Origin of the sequence: Actinoplanes sp. NPDC023801 (assembly GCF_040639655.1) — a bacterium.
In the GTDB taxonomy this organism is placed as follows: domain Bacteria; phylum Actinomycetota; class Actinomycetes; order Mycobacteriales; family Micromonosporaceae; genus Actinoplanes.
The window spans coordinates 347,811-369,998 of the sequence record NZ_JBFAAI010000004.1; the positions used below are offsets into that span (position 1 = coordinate 347,811).

Below are 22,188 nucleotides of genomic sequence, written 5' to 3' on the forward strand. Positions count from 1 at the left end.
GTTCCGCCGCGTGAACAACACGGGGGTGCGGGACCTGATGGCGTCGGAGGACGTGTTCGTCATGCCGGAGGAGTGGCTGGATCGGCTGCATCCCCGGCGCGGTGGTGCCGGCGTGCGGCCGTACACGGCCGATCCGTGGTCGCGCGACCAGGTGGAGCAGCTCACCACCGGGGCACGCGACGAGCTGGACCGCATCCTCGCCGCTCCCTCCACGTCGCCGGCCGTCCGGGAGGCTGCGGTGCGGTGGCTGGCCGGTACCGCCGACCCGGCCGGGGCCGCCGCCGTCGCCGCGATGGCGACCCGCCACCGGGAGGGCATGACGGCGTTCGCGGACGTGTGGATCGCCGACCACGGGCTCCTGTTCTCCGCCCTCGCCGCCATCGGGAGGGCATCGCTGCTGATCATCGATGACGCTCGGCCCCGGCCACGACACGACCCGTCAGCGAATCCGGGCATCAGGCATCGGCTGACGTCCGACCCGGGCTACCGCTCACCGGCGGCGCTGGCGGCGCTGCTGAGAGTGCGGGCTGCGCTCGCATCCGCACCACCGGACGAGTTCGACCGGGTGGCCGAAGCGGTGACGGCCCACCGCTCAGGTGTGCCGTACGTGCGGGCCGCCTGTTCGGTGCTGATCCCGAGCCCGGAGCTGGTGGCGCAGGATGTCGCCGACGCGCTGGCCGCCGGCGACGTCCCCCGGTGCCTGATGCTGCTTCATGCCGCGGGCACACCGTCGCAGGCGCTCGCGCTGGCCCAGGCGGTCGAGCCCGATGTGCTCGGCGACAGCGACGAGCTGCCGATCACGCTCGTGGACGGTGCCGGCCCCGGGGCCGCGACGGCGCTGTTCCACTGGCTCGACCGGCGCTTGCGGTACTACCCCGGGCAGGTCACCGCCGAAGGCCTCCTGCCGGTGCTCGCCGCACTGCCCGGCGACGACGTCATGCGCGGCCTGCTGGCCCGGTCCGGGCAGCGCAGTGTCCGGATGGCACTGCTGAGGGCGGCCGAGCGTTACCCGGCACGCGCCTTACGGATCCTCGCCGAGGAGGATGACGACCTGCTGCGGGTGCATGTGGCCAGGCACCCCGGCCTTGTCGAGCAGGTCATGCCGCTGCTGAGCCCGGTGGCCGGCGGGCGGGTGCGGGCCATGGTGGGCGCCCGGGACGAGGTGGCGGCCGCTCCCCGGTCCGCGGTGCCGCCGGTCCTGACCGACCCACCGTGGCAAACCCGGGGCAAGGGTGCCAGGCCGCCGGTGGTCACCGGCCTGACCTGCCCCGATCCGGCAACGGCGAACTGGTCCACCGGCGAGCGGCAGGAGTGGGCACAGAGCGCGACCCTGCCTCCGGACGAGCACGCCACGGACTGGGCCGCCCTGGCGGAGAAGATCCTCAGCGGCAAGGGCCGGTGGAACGACCCGAGCAGGCTCTTCACCGCGGGGCCGGAGGAGGTGGCCCGGCCGGCGCTGGCGCGATGGCAGCCGCGCACCGACTGGGACTCCCCCTACTGGCTGCGGGTCACGGCCGGCCGGTTCGAGACGGATGCCCTGCCCGCACTGCTGACGCTCGCCCGCTCGGCACCGGCCGACTACGGACCGCTGCTGATGCCGTTCGTGTCGACCGAGTTGGCGACCCTGATGGCCGACTGGTCGGCGCGCCTCAAGTCGGTGCGCCGCCTGGCCCGGCAGTGGCTGCTGCGGCATCCCGCGGCCGCCGCCCGCGCCCTGATCCCGGCGGCGCTGGGCAGGGCCGGCACGGCCCGGCGGCAGGCCGGACGCGCCCTGCAGTTGCTGCACGAGCACGGCCACAGCGGGGACATCCGGACAGCCGCCGCGGGGTACGGCCCGGCCGCGGCCACCGGTGTGCAGGCGCTGCTGGCCGCCGATCCGCTGGCCGCTCTGCCGGCCCGGATGCCGGTGCCACCGGAGTGGGCGGCACCCGCCGTGCTGCCGCCGGTACTACTGCGTGACGGATCCGGAGCGCTACCGGCCGAGGCCGTCACCAACCTGGTCCGGATGCTGATGATCTCGCGGTTCGACGAGCCGTACGCCGGCCTGGAACCCGTGCGGCGGGCCGTCGATCCGGCCGGGCTCGCCGCGTTCGGCTGGGCCCTGTTCGAGATGTGGCAGGCCACCGGTGGCCTCGCCCGCGACGGCTGGGTGCTGGACGCGGTCGCGCTGACCGGTGACGACGCAACCGCCCGGCGGATCACTCCGCTGATCATGTCGTGGCCCACCGAGGGCTGGACGGCCAAGGCGGTCACCGCCCTGTCCGTGCTGGTCGGCATCGGCACCGACGAGGCATTCCTGCACCTGCACCGGATCTCGCAGCGCGCCAAGTCCGGGCCGCTGCGCAAGGCTGCCGCCGCGCGGCTGACCGAGGTCGCGGAGGGACTCGGGCTCACCGCCGACCAACTCGCCGACCGGCTGGTTCCCGACTTCGGCCTCGACACCGACGGCCGTCTGCAGCTCGACTTCGGGACACGGCAGTTCGTGGTGGCCTTCGACGAGCAGTTGCGGCCGTACGTCACCGACGGCGACGGGCGGCGGCTCAAGGCGCTGCCCCAGCCGGGCGCCCGAGACGACGCCGAACGGGGTGAGGCGGCCCATCAGCGGTTCTCCGCGCTGAAGCGCGGTGTCCGCAAGGTCTCGGCCGAACAGATCCGGCGGCTCGAGCAGGCCATGGTCGCGGGCCGGCGGTGGTCGGGGGCGGAGTTCCGGCGCCTGTTCGCCGACCATCCGCTGATGTGGCAGCTCGGGCGGCGGCTCGTCTGGGCGCGCTTCGACGACGGCGGAGCGGTGGTGGGAACGCTGCGGATCGCCGAGGACCGCACCTTCGCGAACGTCGACGACGAGCCGGTCGTGGTCGGTTCCGGCGATGTGCTCGGTGTGGCGCACCCGCTGCACCTCGGTGCGGATCTGGCCGGGTGGTCCCGGTTGTTCGCCGACTACGAACTCCTGCAGCCGTTCCCGCAGCTCGGACGGCCGGTGTTCGCCCTCTCCGACGCGGAGCGGACAGCCGGGCGGATCGAGCGGTTCGAAGGCACCACCGTCGCCACGACCCGGGTCCTCACGCTGGACCGGCGCGGCTGGCGCAGGCAGGACGCGGTGAACGCCGGGATCCAGCCGGGCTTCGACCGGGTGATCGGCCCGGAGCAGGTCCTCACCGTCCACCTCGATCCGGGCATCGTCGGACAGGTGGGTTTCGAGCCCGAGCAGAAGCTGGCCGCTGTCTACCTGCACGACGGCACCGTGGACCCGTGGAGCGTCACCGGTGGGAACGTCCTTGCGCTCGGCGGCCTCGACCCGATCGTGGCGTCGGAGATCCTGCGCGACCTGACCGACGTCACGGGCTGACGGCCCCGGTCAGCCGGTCAGGCTTTCGGACAGCTCCCACAGCCGGCGGCCGATCGCCGGGTCGGTGGCGGCCGCCGACAGCCGGACCGGGACCGGATGGCCACGCAGTTCGCCGGGTCCGTCCGGGCCGTAGAGGACGCCCGCCTCGGCGGCCGGGGCGGCGGCGGCGAACAGCTGCGGCCAGGCGCCCCGGTCGGCGGGCTGGGCGATCAGCGGATTGCCGAGGCGGTCGAGCAGGAACCGCCACATCGGGGTGGTGGCCGCGGACTGGAGTCCGGTGCGGGTGTACCCCGGGTGGGCCAGGATGCTGCGCACCGGGCTGCCGGCCGCGGTGAGCCGCCGGTGCAGTTCCACGCCGAAGACCGCGTTGGCCAGTTTGGACCGGTTGTAGGCACCCATCGGCGAATACCGGCCACCGCCGTCGAGTGGGGTGCGCGCCTGCCGGTGGTTGACCGAGGTGACCGTGACGACCCGCGGGTCCCGGCCCGCGGCCAGCAGGTCCAGCAGGCGGTGGGTGAGCGCGAAGTGCCCGAGGTGGTTGGTGGCGAACTGCAGCTCGTGACCGTCCGGGGTGAGCGTGTGCGGCGGGGCCATCACCGCGGCGTTGTTGATCAGGACGTCGAGGTGCCGGTACCGGTGGTGGAGAGCGTCGCTGAAGGCCTGTACCGACGTGCGGTCGGCCAGGTCGAGGTGGTGGGCCTCCGCGCCGGCGGGAGCCCGGCCGGGGTCGCGGACGCCCGCGATCACGTGGGCTCCCCGGGCCAGCAGGGCCGTCGTGGTGGCCCGGCCGAGTCCGCCGGCGGCGCCGGTGACGACGAAGGTGCGGCCGGTCAGATCGGGGAGGTGTTCCGCTGTCCAGCGAGAAGTCATGAGACCCAAGGTGCCATTCGTGACACTGAGTGTCAAGCCAGGCATGGCGTAGCATCAACGGATGGCATCCCGTTCCGACGGCACCCTCGCCGAACGCAAACGCCAGCTCGTCGCCGACGAACTTCGCGACGCTGCCCTCATGCTGCTGGCCACCAAGGGCTTCGACACGGTCACCGTCGATGACATCGCGGCCGCCGCCGGCGTCTCCCGGCGGACCTTCTTCCGGTACTTCGCCTCCAAGGAGGACGTGGTCGTACGCTGGCTCGCCGACATGAGCCAGGTCATCGTCGGCGTACTGGCCACCCGACCGCCCGCCGAGCCACCGTCACGGGCACTTCGGCACGCCGTCTGGGCGCCGCTCGCCCTCTGCACCGACCACCCCGACCACACCGAACGATCCCGGGTGGTCGCCCGGCTGATCCTGGACACACCCGCCCTCGAGGCCCGGTGGATGGAGTACCAGGTGCGGGTGCGCGCCGACCTGGCCGCCGAACTGGCCGCGCGGCACGGTCTCGACCCGCAGGCCGACGCCTGGCCGCGGCTGGCCGCCGGGATGGCGCTGCTCGCCCTCGACCAGGTGCTCCAGCAGTGGCGGCCGGACGACGACGAACACCGCCTCGCCCTGCTCACCGACGCGGCGTTCGCCGTACTTGCCCCGGCCTTCGACGCGCCGCTCCGGAGCGGGTGAGCACTCGCCCTCCAGGCGCCGCTCCGGAGCGGGTGAGCACCCGCCTTCGACGCACCACTCATGGGGGGGTGGACATCCGTCGCGCATTGACATATGTCGATTGCAGCGCTTACCGTCACGTCAGGAAAGCGCTTACCTGCAGCGTGCGGCCGGACCCACCGTTCCGGGCGCGCGCCGGACCGCCATTCCCCAGGGCCAGGTTCGCGGCGTCCCGCCCCATGCCGCCAACCCGGGCGGCACCCGTCCCCCACGGAGGATCCCCATGTCCACACGGAGAACCGTCCTCTCCGCCCTCTCCGCCGGCGTCATCGCCGCCAGCGGCCTCGTCGTCGCCACCCCGGCGCCGGTATGGGCCGCCGAGACCAGCCCGGTCGGCTTCGCCAGCTTGAACGGCGGCACCCCGGGCGGTTCGGCGTCGACAGTCGTCACCGTCACCACCGCGGCGGCGCTCAAGTCGGCGCTGAGCTCCGGCACGTCGCAGACCGTCCGGGTGTCCGGCCTGATCAGCATCTCGGGCATGTACAGCGTCGCCTCCAACAAGACGGTCATCGGCGTCGGCTCGGGCAGCGGCATCACCGGCGGCGGGCTCAACCTGTCCGGCGTCCGGAACGTGCGGATCCGCAACCTGGTGTTCCGCAACGCCGCGGACGACTCGATCAACGTCCAGAGCGGCAGCACCAACATCTGGATCGACCACAACGACCTGTCCAGCGGCTACGACGGGCTGATCGACATCAAACGCGGCTCGGACTACATCACGGTCTCGTGGAACCGGCTGCACAACCACGACAAGTCGATGCTGCTCGGACACAGCGACGACAACGGGTCGCAGGACATCGGCAAGTTGCGGGTGACGTACAAGCACAACTGGTTCGAAGGCACCGGGCAGCGCCACCCGCGGGTCCGCTTCGCCAACCCGGTCCACGTGCTCAACAACTACTACAGCAACATCGGCTCGTACGGGGTGGCGAGCACCGAGAACGCCGGTGTCCTCGTCGAGCGCAACTACTTCGAGAACGTCGGCAGCCCGACGATCACCCAGACCGGCGACTCGGCCCAGGGCAACCTGAGGGTGCTCAACAACTACCGGGTCAACTCGGGCACCGAGCAGGTCCGCAACGGCGCCAGTGTCGCGGCGATCCCCTACTCGTACACCCCGCAGGCCAACAACACGGTCAAGGCCACGGTGGTCGCCGGAGCCGGTACCGGCAAGATCTGATCCGTTCCCCGTCCGGCGGCGTCCGCTCCCTGAGTGGGCGCCGCCGCACGTCCAGCAGCGTCCACTTCCCGAGCGGCGCCCCTGCCCGTCCACCAGCGTCCACTTCCCCGAGCCGACGCCGCCGCCCGTCCAGATGACCCCCGCGAACCGGTCGCCGGCTGTCTTTTTTCACGGACCGCGCCTGCTCGGGTGACGCTCCGCAGCTCGAACCTGTGAATTCCCTAAGGACCAGGCGAAAGACCCGTACGACGTCTCGACGGCCACCTCCGCAGGACCTAGCGTTAACGACCCGGGAACAGCCGGGTGACTGGAGGTTTCCGTCATGGCCGCCAGCACGCTCGAGGTCATCACCGTCCCCGACGGCACGCTCGTCCTCCAGCCGCACGCCCTCCTCGCGGACGACGACGCCTCCCAGTTGCGCCGCGTTCTGATCCACGCCGTCCGGCACGTCCGGCCCCAGCGCCTGGTCCTCGACCTCGGTGCGGTGCTCGAACTCGGCCCGCTCAGCCTCGGAGCCCTGGCCGCCGCCTGTCACGTCGGCGACGCCCGCCACGTGACGGTCCTGTTCGACAACTGCGCCCCCGAGGTGGCGGCCCTCCTAACCGCCGCCGGCGTACCCACCCACCGCATCCGCCTCAAGTAACAACCCCCCGGCTGTGCACCACCGCCGTCTCAGCCCGCTCGAGACAGCGCGACACGCCAGCCGCCTCCGCACCACCGCCGTCTCAGCCCGGTCAATCCAGCAGCGAGCGCCAGCCAGGTCAACAGCTGGACGCCACCGCTGACTCAGCACGGCCAAGACAACGGTGATGCCCAGCCGACTTCGGACGGCTGGACGCCACCCCCGGCCTCGGGGCGGCCGAGACAGCTGGGCTAAGACGGCTGGACGCCACCGATGGCTCGGGGCGGCACGCCGGGCTTGGGCGGGTGGGCGTCGCTGCTGGCTCGGGTGGTTGAGGCGGCGGCGCGGCTGCGCCGGGGAGGGCGGGGAGGTATGGCGCCGGCCCGCATCGGGCGACTCGATGCGGGCCGGCGCGGTGCCGTACGGTCAGGGGTTGGTGTAGCCGAGGGCGTAGCCGCCGGAACCGCTGTAGGCGTGCACCCGCCAGCGGTAGTAGCCGCTCGTCCCGGAGTAGGTCACGGACTCGTCGGCGGTGGGCGTGGTGCCGCTCGCGACCGCGGTCCAGGCGCCGCCGCTCCACTTCTGCAGGTACAGGTCGAAGTCGGTGCCGGCCGGGCCGTCCAGGCAGGCACGGTGGCTGCCGGCGGCCGACGAGTAGTAGTAGCTGTTGTTCGGCTGGTAGGCGTTGCCGCCGCTGGCAAGCGAGCCGTTCACCGAGAACTCGTATCCGGTGCAGCCGGTCGGCGGGGTGGTCGGCGGGGTCGTGCCGCCGCCGCCGCTGGTGGTCAGCGTCCGGCCGTACGCGCTGAGGATCTCGTTGACCGGCTGGAAGTAGGTCGTGCCGCCGGAGGTGCAGTTGCCGGATCCGCCGGAGGTGACGCCCTGCGCCTGCTGGCCGCTGAGCCAGGATCCACCGGAGTCGCCGGGTTCGGCGCAGGCGTTGGTACGGGTCAGCCCCGAGACCGAGCCCTCGGCGTAGTTGACGGTCTGGTTGTAGGCCTGGACGGTGCCGCAGCGCCAGCCGGTGGTGGAGCCGGACCGGCAGATGGCCGCGCCGACGGCGGCGACCGTGGAACCGGCGACGATCACGTTGCCGCCGGAGTAGTTGTTGACCCAGGGCTGCGGGGTCCAGTTGGCGTTGACCGACACCCAGGCGTAGTCGTTGCCGGGGAACGAGGAGCCCTGGAAGGTGCCCTGCGCGACCCGGTTGAAGCCGGTCGTGCTGCTGCCGGTGCTGCCGCAGTGCCCGGCGGTGACGAACCCGCCGTTGACCGAGAAGCCCACGGAGCAGCGTCCGCCGCCGATGTAGTAGGCGTCGCCACCGCGTACGTCGTACAGCAGCCGGGGTTGTTCGTTCGTCGTTTCGATCCGGACCTGTTTCGCGTCGACGCCGCCGGCCTTGATGAAGGCTTTCGCGGCGGTGGTGCCGCCGCGCGCCTGGACGGTGACGGTGTTGTTCTTGACGTCGACGTACCAGCCGGGCACCGAGGTTGCGGGCGCTTTCGCGGCGGCGGCGTCGAGGCGTGCCTTGATCGTGTCGAGCTGACCGGCGCTGCGGCTGACCAGGACGGGCGTGGCACCGGCGGCGGCGACCTCGGCGGATCTGCCGCTGTCGGTGACGGCCACGATCAGCGACTTGGCGTCGGCGGTGAGCCATGCGCCGCCGAAGGCCGAGCCGAGCTGTTTGCGCAGCGCCAGTTCGGTGCGGCTGGCGTGCGCGTCGGACGCGATGCGGGTGCGGGCGGCGGAGGCGGTGAGGCCGAGGTCGCGCTGCATGGCGGCGAGCATCTCGGCGGAGGCGGCCTCGCCGGCGGGGGCGACGGGTGTCGGCCCGGAGGGTGCGGCACCTGCGGGCATGGCTATCAGGGCGGTGGTCAGTCCGGCCGGCAGCAGGATCGCTGCCGCCGCACCGGCGAGGACTCGGTTCATGATCCGGGACTCCCTCGGGTGGGCGGAGCTTTGTCACATCAGGTGGCCGTACCGTAGACCTGCATGAATTCAAGCCGGTAGATAGCTTCTGGCTCATATCGCGGCAACAATCGACACACGAGGCCCGTTGACAGGCGCGAATCTGTTAAGTCAACTTACTAAATGTCGTTCCTTCGCCCGCTGTTGTGCGGCGCCGCGGCCGCCTGACAGCGTCCGGCGACCACTATCGGTCCACGAACCTGAACTGGAACGGCACGATCGCGCCCGGCGCGACCACCGGCTTCGGCTTCAACGTCGTGAACGGCGGACTGCCACTGAACGGAGGTCCGCGACATCGGCGACGAGGGTGTGCACTTCCGCCGCTCGTCGTCCGGCGGCGTGCTGCGCAACTCCCGGATCGTCAACACCGGCCTGACCCAAACCGGCGTACGGCGAGGGCGTCTACCTGGGCTCGGCCAACTCGAACTGGCCCTGTTACGGCATCTCCGGCGGCGTCGATGCCTCGGACCGGATCGGCGTGCTCGACAACCGGATCGGGCCGGGTGTCGCGGCGGAGCACGTCGACATCAAAGAGGGCACGACCGGTGGCCTGCTGCGCGGCAACACCTTCGACGCCCGTAACCCTTTACTAATTGGAAAGTTTACTTAATATTAGGCGGCAGTTACGAACATCACTCCTCCGACCTAGGAGAAGTTCCTTGCTGGTTCGTCGAACCCTGACCAGATCCTCGGTGATCGCCGCCGCGCTCGTCGCGACCGCGGCGGCGATCGTCGGCCTTCCTTTGACCTCCGACGCCGCCGCCACCGACCACAGCGCCTGCCGGCCCGACGGCATGACACCGACCGCCGGTGTCGACACGCCCTACTGCCTGGCGTACGACACCGAAGGCCGGGAGACACTCGGCGCCGACCACGGCCGCCGCATCATCGGCTACTTCACCGGCTGGCGCACCGGCGCCGGCGGCCAGCCGTCGTACCTGGCCAAGGACATCCCGTGGCAGAAGGTCACGCACATCAACTACGCGTTCGCGCACATCGACGCCCAGAACCGGATCTCCGTCGGGGACGCGGGCGCCAAGAACGCCGCCACCGGCATGACCTGGCCCGGCGTGGCCGGTGCCGAGATGGACTCGGCAGTGCCCTACCAGGGGCACTTCAACCAGCTCACCAAGTTCAAGAAGCAGCACCCGGACGTCCGGACGCTGATCTCGGTCGGCGGCTGGGCCGAGACCGGCGGCTACTTCGACGCCTCCGGCGCCCGCGTCGGCAGCGGCGGCTTCTACACGATGACCACCAACGCGGACGGCTCGGTCAACCAGGCCGGCATCAACACGTTCGCCGATTCCGCGGTGTCCTTCATCCGCACGTACGGCTTCAACGGCGTCGACATCGACTACGAGTACCCCAGCTCGATGAAGGACGCCGGGCACCCCGACGACTTCGCGATCAGCAACGCCCGCCGGGCCGGCCTGAACCGCAGCTACCACGCGCTCATGAAGACACTGCGCGAGAAGCTCGACGCCGCCTCGGCCAAGGACAGCAAGTACTACCTGCTGACCATCGCGTCGCCGTCCTCCGGTTACCTGCTGCGCGGCATGGAGAACTTCAGCTCGCTGCAGTATCTGGACTACGTCAACGTCATGTCGTACGACCTGCACGGCGCCTGGAACGAGTACGTCGGACCCAACGCCGCGCTGTTCGACGACGGCAAGGACGCCGAACTTGCCGGGGCGAGCGTCTACTCGGCACAGCAGTACGGCGGCATCGGTTACCTCAACACCGACTGGGCGGCCAAGTACATGCGCGGCGCGATGGCGTCCGGGCGGATCAACATCGGTGTGCCGTACTACACCCGCGGCCACAAGAACGTGACCGGCGGCACCAACGGCCTGTGGGGCCGGGCCCGCGCCACCGGCACCTGCCCACGGGGTACGACGGCGTGTGGAGACGGCGCCCGCGGCATCGACAACCTGTGGCACGACCAGGAGGACGGCAAAGAGGTCGGCGCCGGCTCCAACCCGATGTGGCACGCCAAGAACCTGCAGAACGGGATCACCGGCAGCTACCTCGGCGCGTACGGGCTGACCCCGGCCACCGACGCCGAGGACAAACTGACCGGCACCTACACCCGGCACTACGACTCCACGCTGGTCGCGCCGTGGCTGTGGAACGCCGAGAAAAAGGTCTTCCTCTCCACCGAGGACGAACAGTCCCTGGCGGCCAAGGCGGACTACGTGATCGACCGTGGCCTCGGCGGTGTGATGATCTGGGAACTGGCCGGCGACTACCGCCTGGACAGCGCCAAGGGCGAGTACGTCATGGGCGACACCCTCACCACCACGCTGTACGACAAGTTCCGCAACGCGGCGAAGTCCGACGTCGTCAAGGCCACCCGGGCCATGCCGGCCCAGCGCCTCGACGTCCGGATCGAGCTGGTCGAGTACGCCCTGGGTGACAACAACTACCCGATCAACCCGAAGATGCGGATCCGGAACAACTCGGCGGTCACCATCCCGGGCGGGGCCGAGTTCCAGTTCGACTACCCGGTCGCCGCGCCGGCCAACCTGAGCGACCAGTCCGGCGGCAACACCCGGATCGTCAGCAGCGACCACACCGGGCCGAACATCGGCGGGCTCAAGGGCACCTTCCACCGGGCGTCGTTCACCCTGCCGGGGTACCAGAGCATCCCGGCCGGCGGCAGCATCGACATGGCGATCGTCTACCAGCTGCCGATCTCCGGGCCGTCGAACTACACCGTGACGTTCGGCGGCACGTCGTACTCCCTGACCACCGACAACCCGCGCGGCGCCGGGGCGACGCCCACCGGCTCACCGTCGGTCCCGGTCTCCCCCAGCGTCCCGGCCTGCGCCGTGGCCGCCTGGAACCGGGCCTCGGTGTACACCGGCAACCAGCAGGCCGCACACAACGGCCGCAAGTGGACCGCCAAGTGGTGGACCCAGGGCGACGAGCCGGGCGTGGCCGCCGTCTGGGCCGACGCGGGCGCCTGCGGCGGGGGCTCACCGAGCGCCTCACCGTCGGCGTCGGCGAGCACCTCACCGAGCGCGAGCACGTCCCCGAGCGTCGGAGTCTCGCCGAGTCTTCCCGGGACCTGCTCGGCCGCCGCCTGGAACCGGGCCTCGGTGTACACCGGCAACCAGCAGGCCGCACACAACGGCCGCAAGTGGACCGCCAAGTGGTGGACCCAGGGCGAGGAACCCGGCGTGGCCGCCGTCTGGGCCGACGCCGGAGCCTGCTGACCGTCACGCCGCACAATCGGCTGGGCGCGGGACACCGCGCCCAGCCTGCCCTTCTACGAACAGAGACCCGGAGCCCCTGCCGGTTGCACCTGGACCAGCTCGCGTTGCTGAGCAACTGGATCGACGACCAGCACCGGGTCTGGACCGATCGCCTCGACGCTCTGGAGAGCCACCTGACCGATGGCACGGACCGATGATCGGGGTGGAGCTCGACGGCGACGAACTCATCGCGCGCCGCCGCCTCCCGGCCACGCCGGAGAGGGTCTGGACCGCGTTCACCACGCCGTCGGGCATCGCGGCGTTCTGGGGCGGATCACACGCCACGGTGCCACCGGAGTCGGTGGCCGTCGCCCTGCGGCCCGGCGGGGAGTTCGCCCTCGACACCCGCGCGCCGGGCGGCGCCGCCCGCCGGCTGCGGTTCGTGTACGTGAGCGTTGCCGCACCGGGTGAACTCGTGTTCGACGAACCTCTGACCGGCCTGCGCACGACCGTGACCATCCGCGCCGCCGGCAACGGCAGCGAGCTGACGGTCCACCTACCCAGCGCTACCTGGTCGAGGAGTATTTCGCGGGGTTCCGGTCCAGTGACCACCCGCGCATCCTCGCGACCCTGACCGACGACGTGGAGTGGGTCATCCACGGCCATCGGACGGGCCGGTCGTCGTCACGACCGGTGAGGGGCGCGGCGTCAGTGTCGCGCACGGGCCGTTCGCGTTCGCCTTCGCCGACCTGTTCACCTTCCGGGACGGGTTAATCGCAAGGTCGACTCGTATGTCGTACCCCTGCCATAGGCTGCTCGGCAGGCGCGGTCCCGCCGCCCACGAAGAAGACATGCGCCGAAGGGAGACCATGCGCGTCCGCCGGATCGTCGATCTGTCCGTGCCGGTCGGTCCCGGGACGCAGGTCTACCCGGGCGACCCCGAACCCCGGCTGACCGCGCACGCGACCGTGCCGAGGGACGGTTTCAACCTGCTGCACGTCGAGATGGGTTCGCAGACCGGTACGCACGTCGACGCGCCCTACCACTTCCGCGACGACGCGCCCCGCCTGCACGAACTCGATCTGGCGCTGTTCACCGGAACCGGCGTGATCGTCGACGTGCAGGGGCTGCCACCGCGTACGCCGATCACCTGGGACCTGATCGACCCGGCCGGGCTCGGCCCCGGTGTGATCGCGCTGATCCGCACCGGCTGGTCCCGGTGCTACGGCACCGGCGCGTATTTCGATCACCCCTACCTCGATGCGGACGCCTGCAAGCGGATGCTCGGCCTGGGTGTCCGCACCTTCTGCGTCGACGCCGCGAGCATCGACGAGACGCCCTCCCCGATCGGCTGTCCGGTGCACCACCTGATTGCCCGGGCGGGTGGCGTGATCGGCGAGAACTTCCGCAACCTGGAACTGATCGACTTCCCGGATCCGCTGATCTGCTGCCTTCCGATCGCCCTGGACGACGCGGACGGGGCGCCGGTACGGGCGGTGGCGATGCAACTGGAGGCCTGAACCGGCGGGCCGGATCAGCCCTCGGCGGCGACCCGCTCGAGACGCTCGAGCAGCTGACTCGCTCCGGCCGCCGCCTGGAAGTCCTCGAGATGACGCCGGCGATCGGCCGGTGACCCGTAGAACGACCGCAGGGTCACGCGGGTCCGCGGCACCGCGCCGGCCACCTCCTCGAGGACCACGACCGAGCGCGACGGACCGAGCCCGTGCTCCGGCGATCCCTGGTGGACGTAGGCGATCCGGCTGCCCGCCTCCGTCTCGCCGAAGACGTACACGTTGGCGTACTCGGCGCCGTCCGGCCCGCGCATCACCACGTCGAATCGCCCTCCGGCGCGGAGATCGAGTTCGCGTACCGTGCTGGTGAACCCGTCGGGTCCCCACCATCGGGCGATCGCGGCCGGATCGGTCCAGGCCGACCAGATCCGGGTGGGCGACGCGGCCATCACCCTGGTCACCTCGAGATCGGGCGCAACGGGATCGTTCGTCATCCGCGAATCGTACGGCGGGTCAGTGCGACTCGCGGGACACCTGGTCGCCGCTGGAGCCGAGCAGGAAGTCGCAGTCGGCGCCGGTGTTGGCCTGCCCGACGGTGTCGACGTAGAGCCGTTCCCAGCCACGCAGCGGTGCCGCGTAGGCCTTCGCCGCCTCCGGTGAGGGTTCGCGGGCCGCCCACTCGGCGGCGGGCACGTCGGCGTCCAGGCGCCGGCTCGCGATGTCGAGCACGATCATGTCGCCGGTGCGGACCTTGGCGAGCGGCCCGCCAGCTGCCGCCTCGGGGGCCACGTGCAGGACCACGGTGCCGTACGCCGTACCCGACATCCGCCCGTCGCAGATCCGGACCATGTCGCGGACGCCCTGTTCCAGCAGCTTCGCCGGCAGCGGCATGTTGGACACCTCGGGCATGCCCGGATAGCCCTTGGGCCCGCAGCCGCGCAGCACCAGCACCGAGTCGGCGGTGACGTCGAGGTCCGGGTCGTCGAGGCGGGCGTGCAGGTCCTCGACGGAGTCGAAGACGACGGCCGGTCCCCGGTGCCGCAGCAGGTGCGGGGAGGCGGCGGCCGGTTTGACGACCGCGCCGTCCGGGGCCAGGTTGCCGTAGAGGACCGCGATCCCGGCGTGCGGCCGCAGCGGCTCGGCGCGGGCCCGGATCACCTCGCGGTCGTAGACGCGGGCGGTGTCCAGACAGTCGGCCAGCGGGCGCCCGGTGACCGTGATCGCGGCCGGGTCCAGCAGGTCACGGACCTCGGCGAGCACGCCGTGCAGACCGCCGGCGCGATGCAGGTCGTCCATCAGGAAGCGGCCGGCCGGCAGCAGGTCGGCAAGCAACGGCACCCCGGCGCCGGCGGAGTCGAAGTCGTCCTGGGTGAGCGGCACGCCGAGCCGGCCGGCGATGGCGAGCAGGTGCACGACCGCGTTGGTGGAGCCGCCCAGAGCAGCGAGTGCCACGATCGCGTTGAGGAACGATCCGCGGGTCATCACCTGGCTGGGGCGCCGGTCCTCATCGACGAGTTCGACGGCGAGCACGCCGGTCGCGTGGGCGGCCTCGAGCAGGCGGCTGTCCGGGGCCGGGGTGCCCGCCACGCCGGGCAGGGTCATGCCGAGCACCTCGGCGAGCAGGCCCATGGTCGACGCCGTACCCATCGTGTTGCAGTGGCCCTTGCTCCTGATCATCGACGATTCGGAGCGCTGGAACTCGGCGTTGCTCAGCGTGCCGGCCCGGACCTCCTCGGACAGTTTCCACACGTCGGTGCCGCAGCCGAGCGGGACGCCTCGGAAGGTGCCGGTGAGCATCGGGCCACCGGGCACCACGACGGCCGGCAGGTCGACCGAGGCGGCGCCCATCAGCAGCGCGGGAATCGTCTTGTCGCATCCGCCGAGCAGCACCACGCCGTCGATCGGGTTGGCGCGCAACATCTCCTCGATCGCCATCGCGGCCATGTTGCGCCACAGCATCGCGGTCGGCCGGACCTGTGTCTCGCCGATCGACACGACCGGCAGGTTGAGCGGGATGCCACCGGCTCGCTGGATGCCGGCGGCGACGCTGCGCCCGACCTCGTCGAGGTGGGCGTTGCAGGGGGTCAGGTCGGAGGCGGTGTTGGCGATGGCGATGTGCGGACGCCCGTCGAACGCGTCGGCCGGCAGACCGCGGCGCATCCAGGCGCGGTGGATGTAACTGTTCCGGTCGTCGCCGGCGTACCACTGCGCGCTGCGTCGCGGATGCATCGCCAACCTCCGAGATTTCGACAGTTGGAACAGTGGTCATACAGCCGAAATCACGATGGCATTGATCGATGTGAGTTGGCAACGGTTTCCTCCGCCGGACCATCGGTCTACGATCCGGAACCGTGACGGAGCAGGACGACGCGACGCCGGATCGCCTGGTCGGCGCCGAACGGGTCCTGGCGGTGCTGGCCGAGCTCGCCCGGCGCCCCGACGGGATCGCCCTGGAGGAGATGGCCCGGGCGGTCGCCAGCGCGAAACCCACGGTGCACCGGGCGCTCGCGTCGCTGCGCCGGGCCGGTTTCGCCAGCCGGGACGGCTACGGAAGGTACGTGCTCGGCGACGAGTTCCTGCGGCTGGCCTTCGCCCATCACGAGCAGCGTCCCGACCACGTCCGGGTGATGCCGGTCCTGCGGGCGCTGTGCGAGAGGTACGGCGAGACGGTGCACTACGCCACGCTCGACGGCCGTTCGGTCGTCTACCGGTCGAAGCTGGATCCGCCGGTCGGAGCGGTCCGGCTCAACTCGGTCATCGGCGGCCGCAACCCGGCGCACTGCACGGCGGTCGGCAAGATGCTGCTGGCCGGGCTGCTCCACGACGAGCAGGCGGTCCGGGACTGGGTCGGCGACCGGCCGCTGGACCGGCCGACCGAACGGTCGGCGGGCACCCCCGAGGAGCTGCACGCCGCGCTCGAACGGGTCCGCGCCGCCGGGTACGCCGTCGATGACCAGGAGAACGAGCCCGCCGTCAACTGCCTCGCCGTCCCGGCCTACCTCACTTCCCCGACCGTGCCGAGCGGCGCGATAAGTATCAGCGGCCTCGTCTACCGGATGCCGGTACGCGAGCTCGCCGACGACCTGCCGGCGATCCGTGCCATCGTCGCCGGCGCAACGGAGACCCGATGATCACGCGACACGATGCCCGGGTGGCGACCGGAACGGGCTACTTCCTCGGCGAGGGGCCGGTGTGGGATCCGGCCCGGCAACGCCTGCTGTGGGTGGACATCATGGCGGGCCACCTTCACGAGGGCCGGCTCGACGACGGCCGTGTCGAGCCGGTCCGGACCTGGTCGTTCGACGGGAGTGTCGGTGCCGTGGCGGTGGCGGCGGACGGCGATCTGCTGGTCGCCGAACGCGAGACCCTCACCCGGGTGCACACCGGCGGCAGCCGTACGCACGTGGCGCGGGTCCTGGCGGAGGGTGCGCCGAACCGGTTGAACGACGGCGCGGTCGACCCGGCCGGCCGGTTCCTGGTCGGCAGTCTCGGCGGTGACCGGGAGTTGCTGGTCCGTCTCGAGGGCGGCGCCTGCACGACGATCGACGACGACCTGACCCTCTCCAACGGACTGGCCTGGAGCCCCTCCGGCGACCGTTTCTACAGTGTCGACACCCTCACCCGCACGGTGTACGTCCGCGACTACCCCGACGGCCAACGGAGCACCCTGTTCACCGTCACCGACGGGTTCCCGGACGGCCTGTGCGTGGACGCCGAGGGCAACCTGTGGCTGGCCGTGTGGGGCGGGGGGCGGGTCGAGTGCCGATCGCCGGTCGGTGACCTGCTCGCGGTCGTCGAGGTGGACGCCCCGCACACGTCGAGCGTCGCCTTCGCCGGCCCGGGCCTCGACGTCCTGGTGATCACCACGGCCACCCAGGACCTCTCCCCCGGCGAGCTGGCGGCACATCCGCTGTCCGGCCGGCTGTTCACCGCCCGGGCCGGCGTCCGGGGCCTGCCGGTGCCCTACTGGGATCCCGCCCGTTAGACCGTGCCGCTGTCGTAACTTTCGGAAAAAGTCCGTCTTCGGTATCCCCGGTGATCAACATGTTCGCCGGGCTTTTATGCTGCCCCGAACCCTTGACCACCCGACCCGAACGCGCATAGATTCCTGTCGTTGCTTCCGGAAGCGTTACGAAAGTTTTGAACCCGCTTCGCAAGGAGTCCCCCGTGCGTCGTCCCTGGTTTCTTCTCTCCGTCGCCGGCACCGCGGCGCTGCTCGGTGGACAGCTCGCGTTCACCGGTTCGGCCACCGCGGTCGCCGCCCCGCCCGCCGCACGGCCGTCGGCGGCACCGGCCTATCCGGCCGACTCGTTACGAGCGCTCGCCGCGAAAACCGGCCTGCGCATCGGCACCGCGGTGAACGCCGACGAGCTCGGCACCAACGAGAAATACACGCGGATCACCGCGGAACAGTTCTCCAGCGTCACCGCGGAGAACGTCATGAAGTGGTCCGAGGTCGAAGCCGTCCGCGGCACCTACACCTGGGAGAAGGCCGACCAGCTCGTCGCGTTCGCCAAGAAGAACCGCCAGCTGGTGCGCGGCCACACCCTTCTCTGGCACAACCAGCTGCCGGCCTGGCTGTCCACCGACGGCTACACCACCACCCTGTCGGACGACGAGGTGAAGGCGGTGCTGAAGAAGCACGTCTTCGCTCAGATGCGCCACTTCAAGGGCGACATCTGGCAGTGGGACGTGGTCAACGAGGCGTTCGACGACAACGGCCAGCCCCGGCAGACCATCTGGTACAAGGCGTGGGGCGGCACCGGCTACATCGCCGACGTGTTCCGCTGGGCGCACCAGGCCGACCCGAAGGCCCTGTTGTTCTACAACGACTACAACCTCGAGTTCACCGGCCCCAAGAGCAACGCGGTGTACGAGCTGGTGAAGACGCTGAAGGCCCAGCGCGTGCCGATCCACGGTGTCGGGTTCCAGGGCCACCTGTCCACCCAGTACGGCTACCCCGACCTGCAAAACAACCTGGAGCGGTTCGCCGCACTGGGCCAGAAGGTCGCGCTGACCGAGGTGGACGTCCGCACCTTCACCAAGCCCGACGCCGTCAACACTCCGGTGAACGAGCTGGCCTCGTACGCCCAGGAAAGCTATTGGTCCCGGTCGTTGAAGGCCTGCCTGGCGGTCCGCGCCTGCATCTCGTTCACACCGTGGGGCTTCGGCGACACCTACTCATGGGTGCCGGGCTGGTTCGACGACCCGCAGGAGGGCGCCGCCCTGATCTACGACGAGCAGCTGGAGCCGAAGAGCCAGTACTTCGTGCTGCAGCAGGATCTGGCGCTCGCCGCCGGCGCGCCGCGCCGCTGAGACCGGCGACCGGGCCGGCACCCCCGTCCGGGTGCCGGCCCGATCGCCCCCTCGCTCAGCCCTTCACCGCACCGGCGGTGAGCCCCTCGGTCAGGAAGCGCTGACCGACCGCATACATGACCACCACGGGAATGCTGACCAGCAGTGACGCCGCGGCGAGCTGGCCCTGCGGCACGACGTCGCCGGCGATCATCGACTGCATCCCGACGGGGAGCGTCTTGAACTCGTCCTTGGTGATGAACACGAAGGCGAAGAGGAACTCGTTCCACGCGTTGGTCAGCGTGAACAGCGCCACCGCGAGCAGTCCCGGCTTCGCCAGCGGCAGCACCACCCGCCCGAACGCCTGGATCCGGGTGCAGCCGTCGACCAGCGCGGCCTCCTCGAGGTCGATCGGGATCGACGCGAAGTACCCGGTCAGCAGCCACATGGCGAACGGCAGCGTGAACGTCGGGTACGTCACCACCAGCGACCACAGCGAGTCGGTGAGCCGGACCCCGATGAGCAACTGGTACAGCGGGATGAACAGCAGCGCGCCGGGCATGACGTACGTGAGTAGCACCGTGACGGTGAACCCCTGTGCCCCGCGGAACCGCAGCCGGGCCAGCGCGTACCCGCCCAGGGCGGCGCAGAGCAGCGCCACCGTGGTGGACGCCGCCGACACCATCAGGGTGTTGAGGTACCAGCGGCCGAACGGCTGGTTGGTGAACAGGGCCCCGAACTGCTCCAGCGTCCACGGCGACGGCCACAGGTCGTTGTCGCGCATGACGACCTGGCTCTCCGACTTGAACGCCGTCACGAAGATCCAGTACATCGGGGCGAGTACGAACGCGAGGAGCCCGGCCAGCGCGAATCCGGCTCCCGCTCGTGACACGACGGCCGCGATCAGCAGGATCACCGCCAGGACCACCGCCGCCTTCCAGAAGATCTCCGGCGAGGCCCAGGCCAGCAGGCCGGTGACCAGCGCCGCGATGACCCACGGTGCGGCTCTGCGGGACGGGCCGGTCCACCGTGGTGGCCGGCTGCCGGCGTCCTCGCGCAACAGCCGGACGAGGACGAACACCAGTCCGGCGATGACCGGCAGCATGACGAGCGTGACGGCGGCCCCCGCGCCGTATTGCAGCTGCAGGATCGCCTTCGAGTAGGCGACCAGCACGTACGGGGCGGTCACGTCACCGGGGCCGCCCTGGGTGAGCAGCCAGATCAGGTCGAAGTTGTTGAAGGTCCAGATCGACGAGAGGGTCACCGTCACGGTGATCACGTGCCGTAGTCCGGGCAGGGTCACGTGCGCGAACTGCTGCCATGTGGAGGCGCCGTCGATGGTCGCGGCCTCGTACTGGTCGGCCGGAATGGCCTTCAGCCCGGCCAGGAAACAGACCGTGAAGAACGGCACCCCCTTCCACACGTTGACCAGGATCACCGACGGCATGGCCAGCGACGGGTCGGACAGCCAGCCGGCGGGCCAGCTGTCCACCAGGTGCAGACTCGCCAGCAGCGGACCGATGCCCGACGCGGTGAGCAGCGTGTTGACGCTGCCGAAGATCGGGTCGAGCAGGGCACGCCAGCTGAAGGCGGTCACCACCGTCGGGACCACCCACGGCACCAGCAGCAGCCCGGTCAGCAGGGCCCGCCCGCGACGGAGGCGGTGCAGCAGCAGGGCCGCGGCCAGGCCGAGGACGACCTTGTACACCTCGGCGTACGCGGTGAAGACGAACGAGTTGACCACGCCGGTACGGAACTGCTGGTCCCCGGCGAGCCCGGTGTAGTTGTCCAGGCCGACGAACACGCTGTCCGCGCCGTGCCGCTCGGTGGTGCTGGTGATCATCGACTGGACGATGGGCACCAGTACCAGCGCGCCGACCAGCACGGCGGTCGGCGTCAGGAACAGTGCGGCGAGCCGCCAGTCCCGGCCCAGCCGCCGCTGGGCCGGTGTGAGCGATCCGGGCCCCGGTGGCGACGCCGCCTTCGCCACCGGGGCCGGCGCGGTGCGCAGCGACCTCACTGCGGCAGCCCCTGCTGAGCGAAGATCTGCACCATCTTCGCGTGCGCGGTGGTGACCGCCTGCGCGGGCGCGGCACCCTGCAGGACCTGCTGCATCATGTCGGTGAGCACGTAGGCCGCGACGACGGCCTGCTGCCCGGCGCTGGCCTTCTGCGGGAAGGACAGGCCGTTCTTCGTGGGCAGCGGCAACGGCTGCTGAGACATGGTGCGCAGCATCGGGAACGCCGGGTCGCCGCCGCTGAAGAACGGGTCGGCGTCCCAGACCTTCTCCCAGGCGGGCATCGCCAGGCCGGGTGCCTCCTTGGCCACGCCGACCAGGGCGGGCGCGCTGACCAGGTACTGCGCCAGGACCTTGGCGAGGGCACCGTTCTTCGCCCCCTTGAACACCACGAAGCCCTGGGACTGCCCGAGCAGCAGCGATTTGTCGGTGGCCGGGCCGATGCAGTCGGAGAAGACGTGCGTGTTGCCGTACACCGGATTCCTCTTGGTCTTGGAGTCCGCGTAGACGCTGAAGCTGTTGCGGGTATAGCCGAGCACGCCGGCCAGCCAGTTCTCGTTGTTGCTGGTGTCGGTCCAGCTATCGGCTCCCGGCGGGTGCATCGGCTGGTACTTCGGGTTGGTGTAGAGGTCGCCCAGGAACGTGACCGCCTGGACCGTCTCGGGGGTGTCGAAGGTGACCTTCCGGCCGTCGTTGGAGGCGATCGCCCCGCCGTAGGAGTTGATCAGCGCCTCGATCATGCCGTTGCCGTCACCGGACCGGTTCACCGTCATGCCCCATCCGAACCGGCGCTTGCCCGGGTCGGAGATCTCCAGGCACACGTCGCGCAGCTCCTCCCAGCTGTAGACGTCCCTCGGTGTGATCCCCTTCTCCCCCATCCAGTCCTTGCGCAGGAACGACCCGATGCCGATGAAGTGGTACGGGATCGCGAACCACTTGCCGTCGAAGACGCAGAAGTTCTTGGCCTCGGCGCAGGGCTCGCCGTACCTGGCGGTCAGCGCCGTGACGATGTCCGTCACGTCCTCCAGGTCGCCGAGCGCATGGAACTGCGCGACGAACCGTGAGTCGGTCATGAACGCGAGGTCCCGGGCGACGCCACCCTCGACCTCGGCGTGGATCTTGGCGACGACGTCACCGGCGTCGGCCTGGACCAGGCTGTTCTCGATCTTCGTACCGGTGGCGTCGGCGAACTTGCGGATCGAGCCGTCGAGTGCCTCGTTCGCCGCGGTCGAGTACAGCTTCTGCGACAGCATGCCCATCGCGGAGCCTTTCAGGGGTGCCGCGGCGTCGATCAGCTCCTGTGGGACCTCGGCCAGCGCCTTGGGCGGCGATGCGGTGCCGCCGCCGCACGCGGCCAGACCCGCCCCGCCGAGAACCCCCACCCCCATCCCCAGAAAGCCGCGCCGGGACCACACCGGGTTCTGCTCCATCGCGCTCTCCCTTTGTTCGAGATTT

At 70.7% G+C, this 22,188-nt stretch carries 17 protein-coding genes; 11 read left to right on the forward strand and 6 right to left on the reverse strand.

All coding sequences use genetic code 11. The annotated features are described in order from the left end of the window. Nucleotides 1-10 precede the first annotated feature (10 nt). Complete coding sequence (locus AB0G04_RS11595; protein WP_360980499.1) at nt 11-3,346, forward strand: DUF4132 domain-containing protein; 3,336 nt, start codon at nt 11-13, stop codon at nt 3,344-3,346. 9 nt (nt 3,347-3,355) lie between these two features. Here the strand turns inward: AB0G04_RS11595 and AB0G04_RS11600 are convergent, their stop codons facing one another. Next, a complete protein-coding gene (locus AB0G04_RS11600; RefSeq protein WP_360980502.1) occupies nt 3,356-4,216 on the reverse strand; it encodes an SDR family NAD(P)-dependent oxidoreductase in 861 nt (286 codons plus the stop codon). Nucleotides 4,217-4,277: 61 nt separating this feature from the next. Between AB0G04_RS11600 and AB0G04_RS11605 the strand changes: the two genes are divergently transcribed. From AB0G04_RS11605 to AB0G04_RS11615, 3 genes are all read left to right on the forward strand, one after another. Then, on the forward strand, nt 4,278-4,904 hold the full coding sequence (locus tag AB0G04_RS11605) for a TetR family transcriptional regulator (RefSeq protein WP_360980505.1): 627 nt from the start codon (nt 4,278-4,280) through the stop codon (nt 4,902-4,904). A 262-nt stretch (nt 4,905-5,166) separates the two neighbouring features. Further along, nucleotides 5,167-6,123 carry a pectate lyase gene (locus AB0G04_RS11610; RefSeq protein ID WP_360980508.1) on the forward strand — a complete coding sequence of 319 codons (957 nt, stop codon included), beginning with the start codon at nt 5,167-5,169 and terminating at the stop codon, nt 6,121-6,123. A 322-nt stretch (nt 6,124-6,445) separates the two neighbouring features. Then, nucleotides 6,446-6,766 (forward strand): STAS domain-containing protein, encoded by a 321-nt coding sequence (locus AB0G04_RS11615; RefSeq protein WP_360980511.1) that lies wholly within the window; start codon nt 6,446-6,448, stop codon nt 6,764-6,766. A gap of 405 nt (nt 6,767-7,171) precedes the next feature. On the opposite strand, the gene AB0G04_RS11620 is transcribed toward AB0G04_RS11615, so the two are convergent. Beyond that, the gene (locus AB0G04_RS11620; protein ID WP_360980514.1) at nt 7,172-8,674 is read right to left on the reverse strand and encodes a S1 family peptidase; all 1,503 of its coding nucleotides are present in this window, start codon (nt 8,672-8,674) and stop codon (nt 7,172-7,174) included. A 185-nt stretch (nt 8,675-8,859) separates the two neighbouring features. Between AB0G04_RS11620 and AB0G04_RS11625 the strand changes: the two genes are divergently transcribed. The 4 genes from AB0G04_RS11625 (at nt 8,860) to AB0G04_RS11640 (ending at nt 13,430) form a co-directional block, all read left to right on the forward strand. After that, nucleotides 8,860-9,306: a cellulose binding domain-containing protein gene (locus tag AB0G04_RS11625; protein ID WP_360980517.1), complete on the forward strand. Its 447-nt coding sequence runs from the start codon at nt 8,860-8,862 to the stop codon at nt 9,304-9,306. A 66-nt stretch (nt 9,307-9,372) separates the two neighbouring features. Further along, nucleotides 9,373-11,931 (forward strand): glycosyl hydrolase family 18 protein, encoded by a 2,559-nt coding sequence (locus AB0G04_RS11630; RefSeq protein WP_360980520.1) that lies wholly within the window; start codon nt 9,373-9,375, stop codon nt 11,929-11,931. Between the two features lie 193 nt (nt 11,932-12,124). Beyond that, entirely contained in the window at nt 12,125-12,544 is a 420-nt protein-coding gene (locus AB0G04_RS11635) for an SRPBCC domain-containing protein (protein ID WP_360980523.1), read from the forward strand. Nucleotides 12,545-12,761: 217 nt separating this feature from the next. Next, nucleotides 12,762-13,430 (forward strand): cyclase family protein, encoded by a 669-nt coding sequence (locus AB0G04_RS11640; protein ID WP_360980526.1) that lies wholly within the window; start codon nt 12,762-12,764, stop codon nt 13,428-13,430. Between the two features lie 14 nt (nt 13,431-13,444). On the opposite strand, the gene AB0G04_RS11645 is transcribed toward AB0G04_RS11640, so the two are convergent. Beyond that, nucleotides 13,445-13,915: an SRPBCC domain-containing protein gene (locus tag AB0G04_RS11645; protein ID WP_360980529.1), complete on the reverse strand. Its 471-nt coding sequence runs from the start codon at nt 13,913-13,915 to the stop codon at nt 13,445-13,447. A gap of 19 nt (nt 13,916-13,934) precedes the next feature. Beyond that, the gene (locus AB0G04_RS11650) at nt 13,935-15,650 is read right to left on the reverse strand and encodes an IlvD/Edd family dehydratase (protein ID WP_360980532.1); all 1,716 of its coding nucleotides are present in this window, start codon (nt 15,648-15,650) and stop codon (nt 13,935-13,937) included. A 122-nt stretch (nt 15,651-15,772) separates the two neighbouring features. Here AB0G04_RS11650 and AB0G04_RS11655 point away from each other — a divergent pair, with 122 nt between their 5' ends. From AB0G04_RS11655 to AB0G04_RS11665, 3 genes are all read left to right on the forward strand, one after another. Further along, entirely contained in the window at nt 15,773-16,552 is a 780-nt protein-coding gene (locus AB0G04_RS11655; protein WP_360980535.1) for an IclR family transcriptional regulator, read from the forward strand. Next, nucleotides 16,549-17,406, forward strand: a complete 858-nt coding sequence (locus AB0G04_RS11660; RefSeq protein ID WP_360980538.1) for an SMP-30/gluconolactonase/LRE family protein — start codon at nt 16,549-16,551, stop codon at nt 17,404-17,406. Before AB0G04_RS11655 ends, AB0G04_RS11660 begins: the two co-directional genes overlap by 4 nt. A 182-nt stretch (nt 17,407-17,588) precedes the next feature. Further along, nucleotides 17,589-18,737, forward strand: coding sequence for an endo-1,4-beta-xylanase (locus AB0G04_RS11665; protein WP_360980541.1), 1,149 nt, complete (start codon nt 17,589-17,591; stop codon nt 18,735-18,737). 55 nt (nt 18,738-18,792) lie between these two features. On the opposite strand, the gene AB0G04_RS11670 is transcribed toward AB0G04_RS11665, so the two are convergent. After that, on the reverse strand, nt 18,793-20,736 hold the full coding sequence (locus tag AB0G04_RS11670) for an ABC transporter permease subunit (protein WP_360980544.1): 1,944 nt from the start codon (nt 20,734-20,736) through the stop codon (nt 18,793-18,795). Further along, on the reverse strand, nt 20,733-22,163 hold the full coding sequence (locus tag AB0G04_RS11675; protein WP_360980547.1) for an extracellular solute-binding protein: 1,431 nt from the start codon (nt 22,161-22,163) through the stop codon (nt 20,733-20,735). Before AB0G04_RS11675 ends, AB0G04_RS11670 begins: the two co-directional genes overlap by 4 nt. Nucleotides 22,164-22,188: the final 25 nt, after the last annotated feature.